This window comes from Allobosea sp. OAE752 (genome assembly GCF_050433265.1).
Taxonomy (GTDB): Bacteria; Pseudomonadota; Alphaproteobacteria; order Rhizobiales; family Beijerinckiaceae; genus Allobosea; species Allobosea spartocytisi.
This window is the reverse complement of sequence record NZ_JBNPXO010000003.1, coordinates 94860-115025: the sequence shown is the minus strand read 5'-3', so window position 1 is coordinate 115025 and position 20166 is coordinate 94860. Positions and strand designations below refer to the sequence as shown.

The 20166-nt window shown below is 67.3% G+C and carries 21 protein-coding genes; 12 read left to right on the top strand and 9 right to left on the bottom strand.

All coding sequences use genetic code 11. The features are described 5' to 3' along the window. Positions 1-57 precede the first annotated feature (57 nt). A complete protein-coding gene (locus GGC47_RS09725) occupies positions 58-3090 on the bottom strand; it encodes an autotransporter family protein (protein ID WP_185747951.1) in 3033 nt (1010 codons plus the stop codon). Positions 3091-3400: 310 nt separating this feature from the next. Here GGC47_RS09725 and GGC47_RS09720 point away from each other — a divergent pair, with 310 nt between their 5' ends. Next, entirely contained in the window at positions 3401-4762 is a 1362-nt protein-coding gene (locus tag GGC47_RS09720) for an ABC1 kinase family protein (RefSeq protein WP_429067846.1), read from the top strand. A gap of 11 nt (positions 4763-4773) precedes the next feature. On the opposite strand, the gene GGC47_RS09715 is transcribed toward GGC47_RS09720, so the two are convergent. Next, positions 4774-4995 (bottom strand): hypothetical protein, encoded by a 222-nt coding sequence (locus GGC47_RS09715; RefSeq protein ID WP_429067843.1) that lies wholly within the window; start codon positions 4993-4995, stop codon positions 4774-4776. Positions 4996-5269: 274 nt separating this feature from the next. Between GGC47_RS09715 and GGC47_RS09710 the strand changes: the two genes are divergently transcribed. The 5 genes from GGC47_RS09710 to GGC47_RS09690 all read left to right on the top strand — a co-directional run bounded on the left by GGC47_RS09710 (position 5270) and on the right by GGC47_RS09690 (position 9573). Further along, on the top strand, positions 5270-5554 hold the full coding sequence (locus GGC47_RS09710; RefSeq protein ID WP_038359690.1) for an aa3-type cytochrome c oxidase subunit IV: 285 nt from the start codon (positions 5270-5272) through the stop codon (positions 5552-5554). A 36-nt stretch (positions 5555-5590) separates the two neighbouring features. After that, positions 5591-6730 carry a Re/Si-specific NAD(P)(+) transhydrogenase subunit alpha gene (locus GGC47_RS09705; protein WP_113254496.1) on the top strand — a complete coding sequence of 380 codons (1140 nt, stop codon included), beginning with the start codon at positions 5591-5593 and terminating at the stop codon, positions 6728-6730. A gap of 17 nt (positions 6731-6747) precedes the next feature. Further along, positions 6748-7182 carry an NAD(P) transhydrogenase subunit alpha part 2 gene (locus GGC47_RS09700; protein ID WP_038359688.1) on the top strand — a complete coding sequence of 145 codons (435 nt, stop codon included), beginning with the start codon at positions 6748-6750 and terminating at the stop codon, positions 7180-7182. A 3-nt stretch (positions 7183-7185) separates the two neighbouring features. Beyond that, a complete protein-coding gene (locus GGC47_RS09695) occupies positions 7186-8592 on the top strand; it encodes an NAD(P)(+) transhydrogenase (Re/Si-specific) subunit beta (protein WP_113254495.1) in 1407 nt (468 codons plus the stop codon). Positions 8593-8721: 129 nt separating this feature from the next. Next, positions 8722-9573: an alpha/beta hydrolase gene (locus GGC47_RS09690; protein ID WP_370954521.1), complete on the top strand. Its 852-nt coding sequence runs from the start codon at positions 8722-8724 to the stop codon at positions 9571-9573. A 56-nt stretch (positions 9574-9629) separates the two neighbouring features. Here the strand turns inward: GGC47_RS09690 and GGC47_RS09685 are convergent, their stop codons facing one another. The 5 genes from GGC47_RS09685 to GGC47_RS09665 form a co-directional block, all read right to left on the bottom strand. Further along, entirely contained in the window at positions 9630-10487 is an 858-nt protein-coding gene (locus GGC47_RS09685) for a tetratricopeptide repeat protein (protein ID WP_248312782.1), read from the bottom strand. 245 nt (positions 10488-10732) lie between these two features. Next, a complete protein-coding gene (gene rpsU, locus GGC47_RS09680; protein WP_038359685.1) occupies positions 10733-10966 on the bottom strand; it encodes a 30S ribosomal protein S21 in 234 nt (77 codons plus the stop codon). Between the two features lie 167 nt (positions 10967-11133). Further along, positions 11134-12234, bottom strand: coding sequence for a 5-(carboxyamino)imidazole ribonucleotide synthase (locus GGC47_RS09675; protein WP_038359684.1), 1101 nt, complete (start codon positions 12232-12234; stop codon positions 11134-11136). Further along, positions 12231-12731, bottom strand: a complete 501-nt coding sequence (purE, locus tag GGC47_RS09670) for a 5-(carboxyamino)imidazole ribonucleotide mutase (protein ID WP_142021963.1) — start codon at positions 12729-12731, stop codon at positions 12231-12233. Before purE ends, GGC47_RS09675 begins: the two co-directional genes overlap by 4 nt. Positions 12732-12831: 100 nt before the next feature. Further along, positions 12832-13050, bottom strand: a complete 219-nt coding sequence (locus tag GGC47_RS09665; protein WP_038360360.1) for a YdcH family protein — start codon at positions 13048-13050, stop codon at positions 12832-12834. A 229-nt stretch (positions 13051-13279) separates the two neighbouring features. Between GGC47_RS09665 and GGC47_RS09660 the strand changes: the two genes are divergently transcribed. The 3 genes from GGC47_RS09660 to GGC47_RS09650 all read left to right on the top strand — a co-directional run bounded on the left by GGC47_RS09660 (position 13280) and on the right by GGC47_RS09650 (position 14415). Further along, entirely contained in the window at positions 13280-13468 is a 189-nt protein-coding gene (locus GGC47_RS09660; RefSeq protein ID WP_038359682.1) for a YdcH family protein, read from the top strand. 141 nt (positions 13469-13609) lie between these two features. Further along, positions 13610-13870 (top strand): GlsB/YeaQ/YmgE family stress response membrane protein, encoded by a 261-nt coding sequence (locus tag GGC47_RS09655; RefSeq protein WP_038359681.1) that lies wholly within the window; start codon positions 13610-13612, stop codon positions 13868-13870. A 32-nt stretch (positions 13871-13902) separates the two neighbouring features. Next, complete coding sequence (locus GGC47_RS09650) at positions 13903-14415, top strand: YidB family protein (protein ID WP_248311103.1); 513 nt, start codon at positions 13903-13905, stop codon at positions 14413-14415. 42 nt (positions 14416-14457) lie between these two features. Here the strand turns inward: GGC47_RS09650 and GGC47_RS09645 are convergent, their stop codons facing one another. Continuing rightward, positions 14458-16086, bottom strand: coding sequence for an acyl-CoA synthetase (locus GGC47_RS09645; protein ID WP_112764732.1), 1629 nt, complete (start codon positions 16084-16086; stop codon positions 14458-14460). A gap of 159 nt (positions 16087-16245) precedes the next feature. On the opposite strand from GGC47_RS09645, the gene GGC47_RS09640 reads away from it, so the two are divergent. Then, on the top strand, positions 16246-16914 hold the full coding sequence (locus GGC47_RS09640; RefSeq protein ID WP_142021962.1) for a Pr6Pr family membrane protein: 669 nt from the start codon (positions 16246-16248) through the stop codon (positions 16912-16914). On the opposite strand, the gene GGC47_RS09635 is transcribed toward GGC47_RS09640, so the two are convergent. Further along, positions 16862-17632 carry a sulfite exporter TauE/SafE family protein gene (locus tag GGC47_RS09635; protein WP_142021961.1) on the bottom strand — a complete coding sequence of 257 codons (771 nt, stop codon included), beginning with the start codon at positions 17630-17632 and terminating at the stop codon, positions 16862-16864. The genes GGC47_RS09640 and GGC47_RS09635 overlap by 53 nt on opposite strands. 175 nt (positions 17633-17807) lie before the next feature. Between GGC47_RS09635 and GGC47_RS09630 the strand changes: the two genes are divergently transcribed. Together GGC47_RS09630 and GGC47_RS09625 are read left to right on the top strand one after the other, a co-directional pair. After that, positions 17808-19742, top strand: a complete 1935-nt coding sequence (locus GGC47_RS09630; RefSeq protein ID WP_142021960.1) for a propionyl-CoA synthetase — start codon at positions 17808-17810, stop codon at positions 19740-19742. A 146-nt stretch (positions 19743-19888) separates the two neighbouring features. Next, positions 19889-20152, top strand: coding sequence for a hypothetical protein (locus GGC47_RS09625; RefSeq protein ID WP_142021959.1), 264 nt, complete (start codon positions 19889-19891; stop codon positions 20150-20152). Positions 20153-20166 lie beyond the last annotated feature (14 nt).

Below are 20166 nucleotides of genomic sequence, written 5' to 3'. Positions count from 1 at the left end.
ACGGAGGTCGGGCGTAAGGGATCGTCGACCCTGCGGCGGCCCCCGGGCCGCGAAGGATTACCAGGTCACCTGGAGCCCGACATTGCCCGAGACGCCACGGCTGCGCTCGGAGGAGGCGTTCGTCAGATAGCTCGCCTTGGCAAAGAGGCTGACATTGCTTGCGACCTCCGCGGCGACGCCGCCGCCGATCTCGACAGCCGTCGCGCCGTAGCGCGTGGTGATCAGATTGGCGTCGAACAGGGTTTTGTCGTTGCCGTCGAAGGTATGCCAGAGATCGACGGTGAGATAGGGCCGCACCGGAATCGCCCCCCAGGCGAAACTGCCCTGCAGGCGCGCGCCGATGCGGCCGGAGACGACATTCGCATCGCGGTGGTCGATCGATGAGAACAGGTCGTTCGCCCGGTCGAGCATCGACCGCTGCCAGACGAGCTGTGCCTGCGGCTCCAGCACGAGGCCGGCGCCGAGCGCGATCGGATAGCCGCCCTCGATCGACCCGGTGAGGACCGAGCCCGTCGCATCCGCCTTCAGGCCGCGGTCCGAGCGCGGATTGCCGTCGAGCCAGCTATGCATCGCGACCGCGTCGACATACCAGCCGCTTGGGCCGATATGGGTCCAGTAGCCGCCGAGGCTGTAGCTGTTGAGCGAGAGCTTGCCGGCCCGCGCGCGGAGCTGCCCGAGCGCGAAGCCGCGGGTGTCGCCTTCGGCCCGGCCGTAGCCGAAGAACAGGCCGAAGCGGTCGCGATGCCCGTCCGGCCTGTCGATGCCGTAGAGATCGAGACCGGTCTGGAGCCCGACGATATTGCCCTTGAACTCCGGGCTGACGGTGCCGGACTGGCTCTGTTCGCGATGCTCGCCGAAGATGCGGCCCCAGGCGGCTGAGCTCTGCTCGCCGCGGTTCAGCAGATACTGGTCGCCCCGGCGCTGGTGGAAGGTGCCGAGCGTGCTCAGCGCGACCATGCGGGCCGTGGATGGCGTCAGCGTGTTGGCGGCGACCTCGGGCCGATAGAGCGGGACCGTCGCACCTGCCGGGGCCGGCGCGACGGCGGGCATGCCGGGCGCCTGCTGCGGTACAGGCGGTTCAGGCACCCCGGGAGGAGTAGGTGTTGCAGGCGCCGCGGGAGGGGCAGTCGAGCGCAGATACCAGTTCTGCTCGCTGCCCGGCGTCACGCCGCCATGATACAGCAGATATTCGAAGGCGCCGGCGGCGATCGGCCCCGCTTGCGTGAAGGCTCCTGCGGTGGTCGCGCCGTTGACGGCGCTGACGACCTCGATGCCGTTGCCGAGCGTCGGGGCGCCAGGGCCGCCCAGATTGACGACGCCAATGGCCGTGCTCCCATTGGCCGTGCCGTTGGAGATGATCAGCCGGTCGGAGGGGGAGGCGCTGTCGCCAAGGACGGTCTGAAGGCTGAGCCTGCCGTTCTGGCCCGTATAGTTGCCGAGGATGGTGAGGCTGTCCGTCGCCGCTGCGGGCCCGTTGGTGAGATCGATCAGGCCGGCATTGGTCACGGTCGCGAGCTGCCCGGCCGTGAACGGCACGATGGCGTGGCTGCCATTGCCGGCGAAGACCGTGCTGGTCGCATCCACCGTCAGCGTTCCGGTTCCCGTGCCCGCGTCGCCGAGCGTGAGCGTGCTGGCGAAGGTCAGGCGGGAGTTGTTCGTCAGCTCGATCAGCTCCCAGTTGATGAAGCGGGCGACGCCTGTGGCGCTTGTGTTCACCCAGGTCAGACGGTCGGTCCCGGTGCCGCCGTCGATCACGGCCGTCGGCACCAGATTGGCGTCCGTCAGGTTGGTGAAGATGGCGGTGTCGTTGCCGGCGCCGAGCTGGAAGCCCGAGGACAGCACGCCGCCGCCGTTCCAGTTGACGATGTCCCTGCCGTTGCCGCTGATGAGCGCGCCGGCGACGGTACCGCCGCTGACGTTGAAGACGTTGTCGCCATTGCCGAAATTGACGAAGCCGCCGATCGAGCCGCCCGAGAGGTTGAGCGTGTCGTTGTTCTGCGCGGCCAGGATGTTGCCGACGACCGTGCCGCCCGACATGGTCACGACGTTGTTGGCGAGCGTCATGTTGATCGAGCCGATCTGGCCGCCGGTGATCGTCACGAAGTCACCCTCGTTCAGGCCACCCGTGATGACGCCGCCGGAAATCGTCGCGAAGTCGAGCTCGCCGCCCTGATCGACCGAGCCGTTGATCGTGCCGCCGGTCATGATGAAGGTGTCGACGCCGTCGCCAAGGCCGCTGCCCTGGTCGAGATTCCCGTTCAGGGTGCCGCCGCGCATGATGAAGGTGTCGTTATTGTTGCCCTGGCTGACATTGCCGTTGATGGTTCCGGCGTTGTCGATCGTGAGCCTGTCATTGCCAGAGCTGAGGATCGCGCCGTTGATGGTTCCGCTGGCCAGATTGGTGACGGTGTAGACACCGTTCCCGGCGAAGTTGAGCGCGGCTCCCGTGCCGCCATTGATCTGGGCGGCGCTGCCGCCGACGCCGTTGGTGATGGCGATGGTCTGTGCCGCGCCGGCGGCGCCTGTGCCGGCTGCGATGCCGTCGGTCGTTCCCTGGATGATGCCGCTGTTGTCGATCACCAGCGCCCGCGCCGCGGCGCCCGCCGCGAAGGTCTGGCTGATGCCCGCGCCAGCGCCGCCTGCCGCCGTGCCGGCGATCGTGGCGCCGGCATTGTTGACGATCCGGATCGTCGAGGCCGCATTGCCCTGCAGGATCGCGATGCCGGTCGCGGCACCTGCTCCGGTGTTCGTCGCGGATATCGTGCCCCAATTATTGAAGAGATTGCTTCCCGCGCCGGTCCCCGACGAAAAGCTCAGGCCGGTGAAAGCTCCCGCGCCATTGCCCGTCGCGACGATGGAGCCGTTGTTGTTCAGCGTGTTCCCGAACGTGTTGGTCCCGAATGTCAGCGCCTGGCCGCTCGGGGCCTGCTGGATCGTCGCGCCGGGGTTGACGTTAACGATGACCGGCACGCCTGCAGGCGCCGCGAATCCGTCAGGGTCGGTGCCCGAACAGGTGACCGTCGCGCCCGCGCCGGGTGGGTCCGGCAAGCATTGCGCCTGAACAGGCAGCGCCGCGAGGAGGCTGCTCATGCCGGCCGCCAGTGCGATGGGGCTGCTTTCCAAGAACGGAAGCCGGAAACGCCGCTTTCTCAGCCGCGCATCACGCGTCTGGACTTGTCCAGACCGTTCGGTGCCAGAGCATCGCCGCATGCTCGCCTCACATCTGCTGATCCTGCACGCAAGATGCAGTGCGAATCGCTCGCAAGCAACCAAAGCGCGAGCATCAGCGTCGTGCTTCGGTGGCAACCGTCTCCAAAAAGTTAAAAGGCGTGGTGGGCTTGGTCGCGGCGGTGGCGATCCCTAGATGGCTGTTGTGGATCGAGGCGAACCCGAGAGACCGATGTCCGAACGCGATAGCGAAGCCAACCGATTCTCCGCCCGCGCGGCACGCTATGCCCGGGTGGGCGCGAATGTCGGCGGGGTGGCGGCGCGGATCGCGGGCGCCAGGCTGTTCGGCGTCGAGGGGCGCGACGCCTCCAATGCCGAGGCGCTGGCCAAGGCGCTGGGCGGGCTGAAGGGCCCGATCATGAAGGTGGCGCAGCTCGTCGCCACCATTCCCGACGTGGTGCCGCCGGAATATGCCGCCGAGCTGCAGAAGCTGCAGTCGCAGGCGCCGCCGATGGGCGCAGCCTTCGTCAAGCGCCGGATGATGGCCGAGCTCGGCGCCAATTGGCGCGAGCGCTTCGGCGAATTCGACCTGAAGCCGGCGGCGGCCGCTTCACTGGGGCAGGTGCATCGCGCGACGACGCTGGAAGGCACTCCGCTCGCCTGCAAGCTGCAATATCCCGACATGGAATCGGCGGTGGAGGCCGATATCGCCCAGCTCGAGGTGCTGTTCTCGCTGCACCGGCGCATGGGCGCGGTGATCGACACCAGCGAGATCGCCAAGGAGATCGGCGCCCGCGTCCGCGAGGAGCTCGATTACAAGCGCGAAGCCAGGCATGTCGCGCTCTATCAGGCGATCCTGGCGGAGACGCCGCAAGTGCGCGTGCCGGCTCTGGAGCCGGCGCTCTCGACCCGGCGGCTGCTGACCATGCACTGGCTCGACGGCAGTCCGATCCTCTCGCACAAGCAGGACGGGCAGGCGGTGCGCGACCGCATCTCGATCGCGATGTTCAAGGCCTGGTGGCGGCCCTTCAGCCATCACGGCGTCATCCATGGCGACCCGCATCTCGGGAACTACACGGTGTTCTCGGAGGGCGGCGAGCCGCAGGGCATCAACCTGCTCGACTATGGCTGCATCCGCATCTTCCCGCCTTCATTCGTCGGTGGCGTGGTCGACCTCTATCGCGGCCTGCAGCAGGGTGACGATGCCCGCGTCGTCCATGCCTATGAGACCTGGGGCTTCAAGGGGCTGACCAAGGAGCTGGTCGACACGCTCAACATCTGGGCGCGCTTCATCTATGGGCCGTTGCTGGAGGACCGCGTCAGGCGCATCGCGGAGGATGTCAGCCCTGCCGAATACGGTCGCAAGCAGGCCTTCCAGGTGCACCAGGCGCTGAAGAAGCGCGGGCCGGTGACGGTGCCGCGCGAATTCGTCTTCATGGACCGGGCCGCGATCGGGCTCGGCGGCGTCTTCCTGCATCTCGATGCCGAATTGAATTTCCACCAGCTGTTCGAGGCGGAGATCGAGGGGTTCACGGTGGAGGGCGTCGCGCAGCGGCAGCACGCGGCGTTGGTCGAGGTCGGGTTGAAACCCTAGGCTCGCGCGGCTCAGTCGCCACCACCGCCGCAATCGCCGCCGCCGCTGTCGTCGCCGAAGCCTCCGCTTCCTCCGTCACCGCCGCCGGAGGTGCGGCGCCAGGCCGCGATGTCCTCCTCGTCGCGCTTGGTCTGCTCGCGCGCCTCGGCGAACCAGCGCCTGGCCCTCTCGCGCAGGGCAGGGTCGAGCGCGAAGGGATCATTCCCTTCGGTATCCTTGCGCGGGTCGTCCACGAAAAGCGCCTCCCTTCGATTGCGAGAATTTAGCCGAATCCGGAGGAGTCGTCCTCGCCGTCGCCGAAATGGCGTTAATCGCGGTCGCACGCAGGTTGTAAATTGCGCATGGTTGGCGTTGTTAAATCGATTTAAATTTCGTATTTTCACCGAAACTGGACAGAAGGCCGCGAGGGCGCTGTTCATTTCACCGGCGCGCGACGCTGCCGCGTTGCCCGTCCGTCGCGGGTGCGCTACAGGCTAGAGAGACTGTGTCTTTTTCAGGATCGAGACCATGGCCGACCACGCCCATCACGCCGACATTCCCGCGATGGACTATCCCGAGCATGAGCGCACTTATGGCGGCTTCGTGCACATGGCCGAAGTCGGCACGGTGGCCTGCCTCGCCATCGTCGCGGTGCTCGCGGTCGGCGGCACCAAGCACGCCTGGGGCACCGCTCTTGTTGGCACGCTCCTCACGGTGATCGGAACCGGCGTCGGCATCGCGTCGGAGAAGATCTCCTGGCGCGCGCCGCTCGTGGCGCTCGTGCTGATGCTGCTCGCGCTGCTCCTCTACTGATCCGCTTCCCGTAACGCCGGAAAGGCCTGCCCCGCCATGCGCATTGCTGTCCCAGCCGAAACGCAAGGGGCGGAGACCCGCGTCGCCGCGACGCCGGAAACCGTCCGCAAGTTCAAGGGCCTCGGCGCCGAGATCGTCGTCGAGACCGGCGCCGGCAAAGCCTCCGGCATCCTCGATGCCGATTACGAGGCGGCGGGCGCGACGATTGCGAAGACGGCGGCGGAGGCGCTTGCCGGGGCGAATATCGTGCTGAAGGTGCGTCGTCCGGGCGAAAGCGAGATCGCCGGGCTGCCGGCGGGCGCGCTCGTCATCGCGACGATGGACCCTTACGGCAACGAGGCACAGGTCGAGGCGCTGGCCAAGGCCAATGTCGCCGCCTTCGCCATGGAGTTCATGCCGCGCATCACTCGCGCGCAGGTGATGGACGTGCTGTCGTCGCAGGCCAACCTCGCTGGCTACCGCGCCGTGATCGACGGCGCTGCCGAATACGGCCGGGCGCTGCCGATGATGATGACGGCGGCGGGCACCGTGCCGGCCGCGAAGATCTTCGTGATGGGCGTCGGCGTCGCCGGCCTGCAGGCGATCGCGACGGCGCGGCGCCTTGGCGCCATCGTGACCGCGACCGATGTGCGCCCCGCGACCAAGGAGCAGGTCGAGTCGCTCGGCGCCAAGTTCCTCGCCGTCGAGGACGAGGAGTTCAAGCAGGCGCAGACGGCCGGCGGCTACGCCAAGGAGATGTCCAAGGAATACCAGGCCAAGCAGGCGGAACTGACCGCCAGCCACATCGCCAAGCAGGACATCGTCATCACCACCGCGCTGATCCCGGGCCGCCCGGCGCCGAAGCTGATCTCGGCGGCGATGGTCGAGAGCATGAAGCCCGGCTCCGTCATCGTCGATCTCGCCGTCGAGCGCGGCGGCAATTGCGAGCTGGCCAAGCCCGGCGAAGTCGTTGTCACGCCGAACGGCGTCAAGATCGTCGGCCATCTCAACGTGCCGGGCCGGCTCGCCGCAACCTCTTCGGCGCTCTACGCCAAGAACCTCTACGCCTTCGTCGAGACGCTGATCGACAAGGCCGAGAAGAAGCTCGCAGTGAACTGGGACGACGAGCTGGTGAAGGCGACCGCCCTGACGAAGGACGGCGCCGTCATCCATCCGAATTTCGCGCCGAAGGCCTGAGCGAAGGAATTCCGACCATGGCAAATCCCTCTCCCGAACAGGCCATCGAAAGCGCCCGCAACGCCGCGGCGCTGGCCAGGCAGGCGGCCGAGCTCGCCGAGCGCTATGCCGACCAGGCGGCGGCGGCGGCCAGCATCGCCACCGGCGGCGTCGATCCGACGATCTTCCGCCTCGCCATCTTCGTGCTCGCCGTCTTCGTCGGCTACTACGTCGTCTGGTCGGTGACGCCGGCGCTGCACACGCCGCTGATGTCCGTCACCAACGCGATCTCCTCGGTCATCGTCGTCGGCGCGCTGCTCGCCGTCGGCGTCGAGGCTCTTCCGGCGCTCGGCGACGGGCCGATCTGGGCCAAGATCTTCGGCTTCGTCGCCCTCGTGCTCGCCTCGGTGAACATCTTCGGCGGCTTCCTCGTCACCGAGCGCATGCTCGCGATGTACAAGAAGAAGGGCTGACGCATGGCCGCCAACCTCTCAGCCCTGCTCTACGTCGTTTCCGGCGTCCTGTTCATCATGGCCCTGCGGGGCCTGTCGCATCCGACCAGCTCCCGCCAGGGCAACCGCTACGGCATGATCGGCATGGGGCTCGCCATCCTGACGACGGTGGTGTTCTTCCCGCCGTCGGGCTTCTCGGGCTGGCTGCTCGTCATCCTCGGCATCGCCATCGGCGGCGGCATCGGCGCCTTCATGGCCAAGCGCGTGCAGATGACGCAGATGCCGCAGCTCGTCGCCTTCTTCCACTCGCTGGTCGGCCTCGCAGCCGTGCTGGTGGCGGCGGCCGCGCTCTATGCGCCGGAGGCCTTCGGCATCGGCCATGTCGGCTCGATCCACGGCGCGAGCCTGTTCGAGATGGCGCTCGGCGTCGCGATCGGCGCGGTCACCTTCACCGGCTCGATCATCGCCTTCCTCAAGCTCGACGGGCGCATGAGCGGCAAGCCGATCATGCTGCCGCAGCGCCATGGCATCAATATCGGCCTCGCCATCGCGCTCGTCGTCCTACTGGCGATCTTCATCAAGACCGAGAGCCACGGCGTCTTCTGGCTGATCGTGCTGGTTTCGCTGGTGCTCGGCGTGCTGCTGATCGTGCCGATCGGCGGCGCGGACATGCCGGTCGTCGTGTCCATGCTGAACTCCTATTCCGGCTGGGCCGCCGCCGGCATCGGCTTCACGCTCGGCAACATGGCGCTGATCATCACCGGCGCACTGGTTGGCTCCTCCGGCGCGATCCTGTCCTACATCATGTGCAAGGGCATGAACCGCTCCTTCATCTCGGTGATCCTCGGCGGCTTCGGCGGCGAGACGGCTGCCGCCGGCGCGGCCGGGGCGGTCGAGGCGCGGCCGGTGAAGCAGGGCTCGCCGGACGATGCCGCCTACATCATGAAGAACGCCGCCAAGGTCATCATCGTGCCGGGCTACGGCATGGCGGTGGCGCAGGCGCAACACGCTCTGCGCGAGATGGCGGACACGCTCAAGAAGGAAGGCGTCGAGGTCAAATACGCGATCCATCCGGTTGCGGGCCGCATGCCCGGCCATATGAACGTGCTGCTGGCCGAGGCCAACGTGCCCTATGACGAGGTCTTCGAGCTTGAGGACATCAACTCGGAATTCGGCCAAGCCGACGTCGCCTTCGTCATCGGCGCCAACGACGTCACCAACCCGGCGGCGAAGACCGATCCGCAATCGCCGATCTACGGCATGCCGATCCTCGACGTCGAGAAGGCCAAGACGGTGCTGTTCATCAAGCGCGGCATGGGCTCCGGCTATGCGGGCGTCGAGAACGAGCTGTTCTTCAAGCCCAACACCATGATGCTGTTCGGCGACGCCAAGAAGGTCACCGACGAGATCGTCAAGGCGCTGGCGCACTGAAGGACCCGCAAAAGCGGGCGCCGCTTTTGCGATGAGGGCTGTTCGAGACCAAACCCGCGCGCCGTCATCGGAATGCTGCAATGGGCCGGCTTGATCGCCGGCCCCTTTGCTTTCCGGATCCCCCGCCCGATGCTTCTGCGCCTGACCAGGATTGTGCTGCTGCTGGCGCTGGCGGCCTATCTCGCCACGCTCGGCCTGCTTTATGCCTACCAGCGCGACCTGGTCTTTCCGCTCAATCCGGCGAAGGCGGATATCGCCTCGGCGGGACTTCCGGCGGCCGAGGAGGTGTCGGTGACGACCGCCGATGGCGAGCGGCTCGTCGCCTGGGCGGTGGCGCCGCGGGGCGACAAGCCGGTGCTGCTCTATTTCCAGGGCAATGCCGGCAATCTCGGCGGGCGGGGCCGTGCAGAGAGGCTGAGGGCGCTGACCGCGGACGGGACCGGTCTTTTCGCGATCAGCTATCGCGGCTATGGCGGCTCGACCGGCAGCCCGAGCGAGGAAGGCCTGCAGCAGGATGCCCGGGCCGCCTATGCGGCGGCGGCGCAGCGCTACGGGGCCGACCGGCTGATAGGCTATGGCGAGTCGCTGGGAACCGGCGTGGTGCTGAAGCTCGCGGCCGAGAGGCCGCTCAAGGCGGTGGTGCTGGAGGCACCCTATCTTTCGGCGCTGGCGGTGGCCGAGGCGCGCTATCCCTATCTGCCGCTCGGTCCCTTCATGCGAGACCCTTTCCGCTCGGACACGGTCATCGAGGAGATCAACGCACCGCTGCTGGTCATGCATGGCGAGCGCGACGGCGTCATTCCCATCGCCCAGGGGCAGGCGCTCTACGATCTCGCCAAGCCGCCCAAGCGCTTCCTGCGCTTCCCGGAGGGCCGGCATGCGGACCTGCCGGACCATGGCGCGATCCCGGAAGTGCGGCGCTTTCTGGCGGATGTCGCGCAGGGGCAGTTCAGCGGAGCGCAGGTCCGGACCGTACCATGACAAAGGCCGCCGGATCCGATCCGGCGGCCTCGATCTTCACAGCGCTTCGCCCGCGCTCAGCTCCTGAAGAGACCGCCGCCGCCACCGCCGCCGAGGCGGGACTGGCCGGCGCGGGCCTGGGCATTGTTGCCGTCTAGGCTGAGCGCGCGCTGATAAGCCTGCTGGGCTTCGGATCTCTGGCCGAGCTTCTCCTGGGCGAAGCCACGGCCGGCCCAGGCATCGGCGTTGCGGTTGTCGACATTGAGGGCTGCGGTGAAGTCCTCCAGCGCGGCATCGTATTTGCCCAGCGCGTTCAGGCTCTGGCCGCGCGCGACATAGGGCGGGGCGGTGTAGGGGTTGCGGTCGATCACCGAGTCGAAATCGGTGACGGCGTGCTGGTGCTGGCCTTCCTTCTGATAGACGAGGCCGCGCGAATGGAAGGCTTCGGGCGATTCCGGGTTCAGCCGGATCGCGGTGTTGAGGTCGCTGAGCGCCTGCTGCAGGTTGCCTTGCTGGCGCAGCAGATTGGCCCGGGCGACATAGGCCGGACCGTAATTGGGGTTGACGGTGGTGGCCTTGTTGAAATCGGCCATGGCCGCATCGTTGCGACCGCTCTGGCGCAGGGCCAGGCCGCGATTCGTATAAGCCGAGGCGAGGTTCGGATCGAGCTGGACCGCCTTGGTGAAATCGCCGATCGCGTCCGAGAAGCGGCCGATGCGGGCATAGGCGGCGCCGCGGGTGTTGTAGGCGCCGGGATCGTTCTGGTTGCGGCTGATGACCTCGCTCAGCGAGCCGATATTGACGCTGGCATCAGCGTTGTCGCTGGTGTCGAGCACGGCCACGGCTGGCTGGGAGGAGAGACCGGATACGCTGTCGCATCCGGCCAGAGCCACCGCCATGCCAGCGGCCGCCAGCCAATAACTGCCTCGGATCATGCTTCGCCTCATCGATCTCGGCCTCATCGGTCTCGTGCTTCGTCTGCCGCTGAGTCCCAAGCCTCAAGCCCAGGCTCCTTGCGGCGTGATCGCGCTCCCCAGCCGAACAGCGCCTCGTCAGACAAGACGCCCCAAACCCGCCAAAACTTGGTTAACTCCGGCAAAAACAAGAGCGCCCGGAGCGGACTCCAGGCGCCTGTCATTCTCGGACCCGCCCAGCGCCGCACAAGGCGGCTTGGCCAGGCTCAGGGGCGCTTCGGCTTCACCGGCGCGGGCAGGAGGCCTTCGCGCTGCAGCTTCTTGCGGACCAGCTTGCGGGCGCGGCGGACGGCCTCGGCCTTCTCGCGCGCCTTCTTCTCGGAAGGCTTCTCGTAATGGCCGCGGAGCTTCATCTCGCGGAAAATGCCCTCGCGCTGCATCTTCTTCTTGAGGGCGCGGAGAGCCTGGTCGACATTGTTGTCGCGAACGAGAACCTGCACGTGAAACGTCCGTCCTTAGCGGGTTGATCCAAAAATACGGGCCGGCGATGCCGCATGCGGATCGCTCGAAGGTTCGTGCGGATAACAGAATTCGATTTGGCTGTCCACGGCGCGATGCCGCGAAAATGCAGCCGTGGCACGCTTTTTCGCCGGATCGGGGCGAGCGCTCAGCCGCGCTCGGACAAAACCCGGGTGACATGGCCCATCTTGCGGCCCGGACGAGCGTCGCGCTTGCCGTAGAGATGCAGATGCGCGCCGGGCTCGGCGAGGATCTCGCGCCAGCGCAAAGCGGCGTCGCCGATCAGGTTCTCCATCTCGACGCGGCCGCGCAGCGCGGCGGAGCCGAGCGGAAAGCCGCAGACGGCGCGGACATGCTGATGGAACTGCGAGGTCTCGGCGCCCTCGCTGGTCCAATGCCCGGAATTATGCACGCGCGGGGCGATTTCGTTGACGATGACGCGCTCGGTGCCGCCATCCTCCAGCACGAACATCTCGACGGCGAAGACGCCGACATAGCCGAGCGCCTCGCCGATCCGACGCGCCGCATCGATGGCGGCGTCGGAGGCTGTCCTGCCGAGCTTCGCCGGCACGCGGGTGAAGGCGAGGATATGGTCGCGATGCTCGTTCTCGCAGACGTCGAAGGCAGCAAAGGCGCCATCGAGCCCGCGAGCGGCGACGACCGAGACCTCGCGCTCGAAGGGCACGAAACCTTCGAGGATCGCGGGAAAGCGGCCGATCGCCTCATAGGCCTCGGCGAGGTCGGTGCCGGGAGCGATCTTGACCTGCCCCTTGCCGTCATAGCCGAAGCGGCGTGTCTTCAGGATCGAGGGGCGGCCGAGCGCGGCGACGGCGGCCTCGAGATCGGCCAGCGAATCGACGGCGCGGAACGGCGCGACCGCAAGGCCGAGATCGGCGACGAAGCTCTTCTCGCTCAGCCGGTCCTGCGTCACGGCAAGCGCGCGGGCTCCGGGATGCAGCGGCGTGCGCGCGGCGAGGAACGCGGCGGTCGCCGCCGGCACGTTCTCGAATTCATAGGTCACGACGTCGACGGCGTCGGCGAAGTTGGCGAGGGCCGCCTCGTCGTCATAATCGGCGACGGTATGGCGGGTGGCCACGTCGAAGGCCGGGCTGTCCGCCTCCGGCGCGAAGACATGGCAGCGTATGCCGAGATCGGCGGCGGCGAGCGCCATCATCCGGGCGAGCTGGCCGCCGCCGAGGATGCCGAGCATGGCGCCCGGCGCGAGGCCGGTCGGAACAGGCGCGCTCATGCCTCGTTCCGATTCGGGCGCTCGGCGATGCCGGCGCTCTGGCGGGCGCGATAGGCCTCGAGACGTTCCGCCAGGGCCTCGTCCGAGAGTGCGAGCACGGCGGCCGCCAGGAGCGCGGCATTGACCGCGCCGGCACGGCCGATGGCGAGGGTGCCGACCGGGATGCCGGCGGGCATCTGCACGATGGAGAGCAGGCTGTCCTGCCCCGAGAGCGCCTTGGATTCGACGGGGACGCCGAAGACCGGCAGCGGCGTCAGCGAGGCGGTCATCCCCGGCAGATGGGCGGCGCCGCCGGCACCGGCGATCACCACCTTGAAGCCTTCGGCCTTGGCGCCCTTGGCGAAGGAAAACAGCCGGTCCGGCGTGCGATGGGCCGAGACGATGCGGGCGTCATAGGGGATGGCGAGGGCGTCGAGCGCTTCGGCAGCATGACGCATCGTCGCCCAGTCGGACTGGCTGCCCATGATGATGGCGACGGGTGGGCTGGTCTTGGCCATGGATGCGCTCGGGCTTCGCCTTGGGAAGCGCGCGATCTAGACTGCCCGGCGCCCGATAAGCAAGGGCGAATCGGGTCTGGCGCCCATCGAATCGCCGTGCTCAGGCGATGATGTCGGGCGTCAGCGCATCCTCGATCTGCGAAATGCGGTCCTTCAGGTAGAGCTTGCGCTTCTTCAGCCGCTGCACCTGGATCTGGTTGATCGCGCCGACCCGCTCCAGCGCGTCGATGGCGCTGTCGAGATCGCGGTGCTCCTCGCGCAGCCGCGCCAGCTCCGCGGTGAAGGTCTCGACCTCTTCCGGGCTGAGCTCGAATCCCATGGCCATCTCATCATCGCCGCACTTGGCCGCGACTATGCCTTCGCCGCGATGCGCCTCGCAAGAGCGCGTGTCGCTGCCCAAGCCTCCGGGAGCCTTCTATTCACGGCTTCCGGGAAGGGAGCCGGAGTTGATCACAGAATCTCATGAATGCCGTGTGACAGTGCAGGGCAGACGTGAAGCCGGCTTTCTGTCAGATTGGTACGTCAACTGTTCATCAGGAGGATCCCAGATGTCGTTGCAGACCCGTCTTGTCGAACTCGAGCGCAAGCATCGCCAACTCGAGGACGCGATCGCCCGAGCCGTGGCGAGCCCTTCCTCCAGCGACCTCAGCGTGGCCGAGCTCAAGCGGAAGAAGTTGCAACTGAAGGATGAGATCGAACGCGTAAGGCTGACCATGCCGGGGCGAACCCTGCACTGAGACGACATTCCGCTTCGCCCGCGGGGCGTTACATGGATGCGGACTCGAACCGGCCCGAAAGGGCCGGTTCTTTTTTGCGCTATGGAACCTTCCCGCGATGTCGCATGTTGAAGCGTGGCGTTTCAACATGGGAGGGATAGCATGGGCATTATCTGGACCATCATCATCGGCTTTGTCGCCGGGATCATCGCCAAATTCATCACGCCGGGCTCGAACGAGCCGTCCGGCTTCATTCTGACAACAATCCTCGGCATCGTCGGCGCCTTCGTGGCGACCTATCTCGGTCAATCGCTCGGCTGGTATGCGCCGGGGCAGGGGGCAGGGCTGGTCGGCGCGGTGATCGGCGCCGTCATCGTCCTGTTGGTTTGGGCGATGATCAATGGCCGCCGCGGTTCTGTCTGATCCTGATCGAGTCCAGAAAAGGAGTTCCTGCCATGAGCAATGACAACGGGACCAGCAGCGGTTTTCCGTCGATGACTGCCCTGCTTGGGCTGCTCGCCGTCGCGGGCTACCAGCATCGCGACCAGATCTCGGAGTGGATCAGCAACAAGATGGGCGGCGGGCAGGGCGCCGCTCCGCCGGCCCCAGGGCAGGCGGGGGCCGCGCCCGGTCAGCAGCAGGCTGGCGGTGGCCTTCTCGGTAGCCTGGGCGGCTTGCTCGGCGCTGGCGGCGCCGGAGCGATCCTGAACAGCGGCCTTGGCGAACTGGTCGACCGCTTCAACCAATCCGGGCAGGGCGACAAGGCCAATTCCTGGGTCGGGACGGGCCCCAACCAGGATGTCGCGCCGGGCGATCTCGAGCAGGCGCTGGGACCGGAGGTGCTCGACGCCATCGCCAAGCAGACCGGCCTCTCGCGCGAGGACCTGCTGGCCCGGCTCTCGAAAGTCCTGCCCGATGCGGTCGATCGCTATACGCCGGGCGGCAATCTCGGCAGCGCCAGGGGCTGAACGCTCCGGACGTAAGAGACATCGCCATGGCAGTGGCGCGGGCTAGAGGGCCCGCGCCATTTCGCGCAGGCGGAATTTCTGGATCTTGCCGGTCGAGGTCTTGGGGATCTCGGTGAAGATCACGGTCCTCGGGCATTTGAACGAGGCCAGATGCTGCTTGCACCAGGCGATCAGCTCCGCCTCGGTCGCAGGCTTGCCCGGCTTGAGCTCGATGAAGGCGCAGGGCGTCTCGCCCCATTTCTCGTCCGGCCGGGCGACGACCGCGGCGGCCTGCACCGCCGGATGCTTGTAGAGCGCATCCTCGACCTCGATCGAGGAGATGTTCTCGCCGCCGGAGATGATGATGTCCTTGGAGCGGTCCTTGAGCTGGATGTAGCCGTCGGGATAGCGCACGCCGAGGTCGCCGGTGTGGAACCAGCCGCCGGCGAAGGCGGCGCCGGTCGATCTCGGGTTCTTCAAATAGCCCTTCATCACGACGTTGCCGCGCATCATCACCTCACCGAGCGTCTGGCCGTCGCGCGGGACGGGCTGCATCGTGTCGGGATCGAGCACGTCGAGCCCCTCCAATGCGGGATAACGCACGCCCTGGCGGGCTTTCTTCGCGGCCTGCTCGGCCGGCGGGAGCGTGTCCCAGTCGTCGTTCCACTCATTGACCACGGCCGGGCCATAGCACTCGGTCAGCCCGTAGAGATGGGTGACCTCGAAGCCGGCCTGCTTCATGCCGGCGAGCACCGCTTCGGGCGGCGGGGCGGCGGCGGTGAAGAAGGAAACGGTCTGCGGGAAGTCGCGGCGCTCCTCTTCCGGGGCGTTGAGCAGCGTCGACATCACGATCGGCGCGCCGCAGAGATGGGTCACGCCATGGTCGGCGAGCGCGTCATACATCGCCTTGGCCCGGACCTGGCGCAGGCAGACATGGGTGCCGGCGACGATCGAGATCGTCCAGGGGAAGCACCAGCCGTTGCAGTGGAACATCGGCAGCGTCCAGAGATAGACCGGATGGCGGCCGAGATTGCCGGTGATGACGTTGGAGGTGGCCAGCAGATTGGCGCCGCGATGGTGATAGACCACGCCCTTGGGGTCGCCGGTGGTGCCGGAGGTGTAGTTCAGCGCGATCGCGTCCCATTCATCGTCCGGCATCCGCCACGCGAATTCCGGATCGCCGGAGGCGACGAAATCCTCGTAGTCGACGCTGCCGAGGCGCTCGCCCGGCCCGTCATAGACCGGGTCGTCATAGTCGATGACGAGCGGCTTCGCCTTGCAGAGCGCCAGCGCCTCCCGGATCGTGCCGGAGAACTCGCGGTCGGTGATCAGCACCTTCGCTTCGCCATGGTCGAGCGAGAAGGCGATGATGGCGGCATCGAGCCTGGTGTTGAGCGTGTTGAGCACGGCACCGGCCATCGGCACGCCGTAATGGCATTCCAGCATGGCGGGCGTGTTCGGCAGCATCGCTGCGACCGTGTCGTTCTTGCCGATGCCGTGTTTCGCCAGCGCCGAGGCGAGGCGGCGGGAGCGAGCATAGAACTCGGCATAGGAGCGGGCGAGCGGGCCGTGGACGATCGCGGTGTGGCTGGGGAAGATCGCGGCGGCGCGCTCGAGGAAGGTGAGCGGCGTCAGCGGCTGGTGATTGGCCGGGTTGCGGTCGAGATCGGTGTCATAGGGCGTGGTCTTCATCTTGGGCCTTCCGCCGTCGTGTCGCCGCAGGATTAGCCGCTCGCCGGCTCAACCGTAATCCATCCCTTTTGCCGATGCGGCGCAATCGTCGATGGCGGCGGGCTTGCGGTGCGGAAGGCTTCTCGCCACGATGCCATGGAACCGGTCTGGAGAGAGACGATGCGGGTCTTTGCTGCCCTGGCGGGGATGACCGGCTGGGTGGCGCTGGCGCTCCAGTTCTACCTGAGCGCGGTCAACGGCAGCGCGCGGGGGCTGCCTGCCGGCGAGATGGTGCTGCGTTATTTCAGCTTCTTCACGATCCTGACCAACATGCTGGTCGCGCTCGTCCTGACGCAGGCCGTGCTCGCTCCCGGTCGCGGCATCCTCGGCCGGCCCGCAGTGCAGGCGGCGACAGCCGGCTATATCGCCGTTGTCGGCCTGATCTATGTCGTCATCCTGCGCCACACATGGGCGCCGACCGGCCTGCAATGGTGGGTGGATGTGGCGTTGCACTATGCCATGCCGCTGCTCTATCTCGCCTTCTGGCTGGCCTTCGCGGCCAAGGGCAGGCTGCGCTGGGCGATGCCGCTGGGCTGGCTCGCCTATCCCGGGCTCTATCTCGCCTGGGTGCTGGCACGTGGTGCGGCTTCGGGCTTCTACCCCTATCCGTTCATCGACGTGGCGAGGCTTGGCTATGGCCGGATGGCCGCGAACGCGCTCGGCATGATGCTGCTGTTCCTGCTGGTCGGTTTCGCCTTCGTCGCGCTCGATCGCCTTCTGGCGCGGGGCCGGGCGCTCACCCCCACAAGCGCAGACCCAGACCGCCGAGCCCATCGAAGACGAGCTTGAGCCCCACCACGACCAGCAGCCAGTAGATGATGCCGTAGAAGCGCTCGGCCGGGACGCGACGGACCAGCCAGACCCCGGCGAAGGTCGCGGCGATGGCGAAGGGCAGCAGCGCGGCGGAGGCGATGAGGTTTGCGGCGCTGAACTGCCCGAGCGCGATATAGGGAATGATCTTCACCCAGTTCATCGCGGCGAAGAAGATCGCGCCGGTGCCGACGAAGACGGCGGGCGGCAGCTTCTGCGGCATGGCGTAGATCTGGAAGGGCGGGCCGCCGGCATGGGCGACCATGCTGGTGAACCCGCAGAAGAAACCCCAGAAGCTGCCCGCGCCCCAGCTCGCCTGCGTCGCGACAGTCGGCTTCTTGCCGTCGCTCAGCATGCGGCGCAGCGCGAAGCCGACCGAGATCAGCCCGACCGCCAGGACGACGGCTGCGTCCGAGACCTTCGCCGCCAGCAGATAACCCATGAGGATGCCCAGGAGCGCGCCGGGCGCCAGCGTCGCCAGATTGCGGCGATCGAATTCGCGCCGGTAGGACCAGACCGAGACCACATCCTGCGCGATCAGCAGCGGCAGCATGATCGCCGCCGCCGTCACCGGCGAGACGACCAGCGCCATCAGCGGCAGGGACAAGAGGCCGATCCCGGAAAAGCCGCCTTTCGCCAGCCCGGTCAGGACGACGGCCGGCACCATGGCGGCGAAGAAGACGAGATCGAAGGGCATGGAGGAATGCTGCGCCGCAGGGCCGAGAGGTTCGGAATGGGGTGGGCGAAAGTCTTAAAGCAGCGCGCTTGCACTGGCTGAGGGGAGTGCGCAGGATTCCGCGCAAAACCAGCCCCGCCAACGCCGGCTCGCCACGGGGCTTTAGGATGAAACCCGGCGCAGAGGAACGCTTCCCATGAATGGCTCCCATGCGGCGCCCGCCCGCCCGGCGCAAGGCTATCGCGAAACCTATGCAAGCTGGCAGGCCGACCCCGATGCCTATTGGCTCGACATCGCCAAGGGGATCGACTGGATCAAGCCGCCGCAAAAGGCCTTCGACGCCGCTGCCGGTATCTATGGCCGCTGGTTCCCGGATGCGACCTGCAACACCTGCTTCAACGCGCTCGACCGGCATGTGCGCGACGGGCGCGGTGAGCAGGTCGCGCTGATCCATGACAGTCCCGTCACCGGAACGAAGGCGAAATACACCTATGCCGAGATGCTCGACGAGGTCGCGACGCTCGCCGCCGTGCTGCAGGACCTTGGCGTCGGCAAGGGCGACCGCGTCCTGATCTACATGCCGATGGTGCCGGAGGCGGCCTTCGCCATGCTCGCCTGCGCGCGGATCGGCGCCGTGCATTCGGTGGTGTTCGGCGGCTTCGCTGCCAAGGAACTGGCGACGCGCATCGACGATGCCGAGCCCAAGGTGATCCTGAGCGCAACCTGCGGCATCGAGCCGACGCGGGTGGTCGAGTACAAGCCGCTGCTCGACGGCGCGATCGCAATGGCCCGGCACAAGCCGCAGGCTTGCGTGATTCTGCAGCGGCCGCAGGCCGAGGCCTCGATGCATGCGGCGCGCGACAAGAACTGGCGCATGCTGGTCGCGGCCGCGAAGGCCACCGGGCGCAAGGCCGATTGCGTCGAGGTCGCCGCGACCGACCCGCTCTACATCCTCTACACCTCCGGCACGACCGGCCGGCCCAAGGGCGTGGTCCGCGACAATGGCGGCCACATGGTCGTGCTCAAGGCGACGATGGACCAGCTCTTCGATGTCGGGCCGGGCGAGGTGATGTTCTGCGCCTCCGATGTCGGCTGGGTCGTCGGGCACGGCTATATCGTCTATGCGCCGCTGATCCAGGGCGCGACCAGCGTGCTCTATGAAGGCAAGCCGGTCGGCACGCCCGATCCCGGCGCCTTCTGGCGGGTGATCGCCGAGCATGGCGTGAAGGTGCTGTTCACGGCCCCGACCGCCTTCCGCGCCATCCGCAAGGAGGACCCCGAAGGCAAGCACCTCGCCGGGCACGATCTCTCGCGCTTCAGGGCGCTGTTCCTCGCCGGCGAACGGGCCGATCCCGAGACACTGAAATGGGCCGAGGCGCTGCTGAAGGTGCCGGTGATCGACCATTGGTGGCAGACGGAAAGCGGCTCGCCGATCGTCGGCGACCCGATGGGCCTGGGCCTGCTGCCGATCAAGCACGGCTCGCCGACCGTGCCGCTGCCGGGCTGGGACGTGCAGTGCCTCGACGAGGGCGGCCGGCCGGTCGAGGCGGGCAAGATGGGTGCGATCGTGCTGAAGCTGCCGCTGCCGCCGGGCGCGCTGCCGACGCTGTGGAACGACGATGCGCGCTTCCGGGAGGCCTACCTCACGACTTATCCGGGCTACTACAACACTTCGGATGCCGGTTTTATCGATGAAGACGGCTATGTCTTCATCATGGGCCGCACCGACGACATCATCAATGTCGCCGGCCACCGGCTCTCGACCGGCGGCATGGAGGAGGTTCTGGCAGCCCATCCGGCCGTGGCTGAATGCGCGGTCGTCGGCATCCGCGACGCGCTCAAGGGCGAGCAGCCCTGCGGCTTCGTGGTGCTCAAGGCCGGCGCGACGGTGTCGCCCGAGCAGGTCGAGAAGGAGCTGGTGGCGCTGGTGCGCGAGCGGATCGGGCCGGTGGCGGCCTTCAAGCTGGCGGTGACGGTCAACCGGCTGCCGAAGACGCGCTCCGGCAAGATCCTGCGGGCGACGATGAAGAAGATCGCCGATGGCGAGGATTATGCGGTGCCGGCGACGATCGAGGATGTCGGGGTGCTCGACGAGATCGGCGCGGTGCTGAAGGGCAGGGGGCTGGGCTGACCACGCACATCGCCGTTGCGTGAGGTTTCGCAACGGCAATACAACTTCACGTTGAATTTACGGTTTGGTGGCAAGATCGACTGTGGTGGGGATAGCCGCAGGCGCTGAATATGGCTGCTTTGCAAGCTGGCCGGATCTTGTTGCCATTGATCGTCGCTCTGGCGCCGTTCGCGCTGGTGCTGGCGCCGCGCGATAACGCGTCGGTGATTGTCTTCGCAGCCGATGGGCGGGCAGCGGCGGCCGCGATCGCGCATGCCGGCGGTACGGTGCTGGCGCGCTTCAGCTCGTTCGGATTCGTTGCCCGCGCCGAGAGCCCGGGCTTTGCGACGCGTCTCTATCTCGCAGGAGCCCTTCTCGTCCTGGACGGCGCCGGTCGCGGCGGCTGCCTGGCCTCGACAGGGCGTTCATGACTCGTGACGGAAGG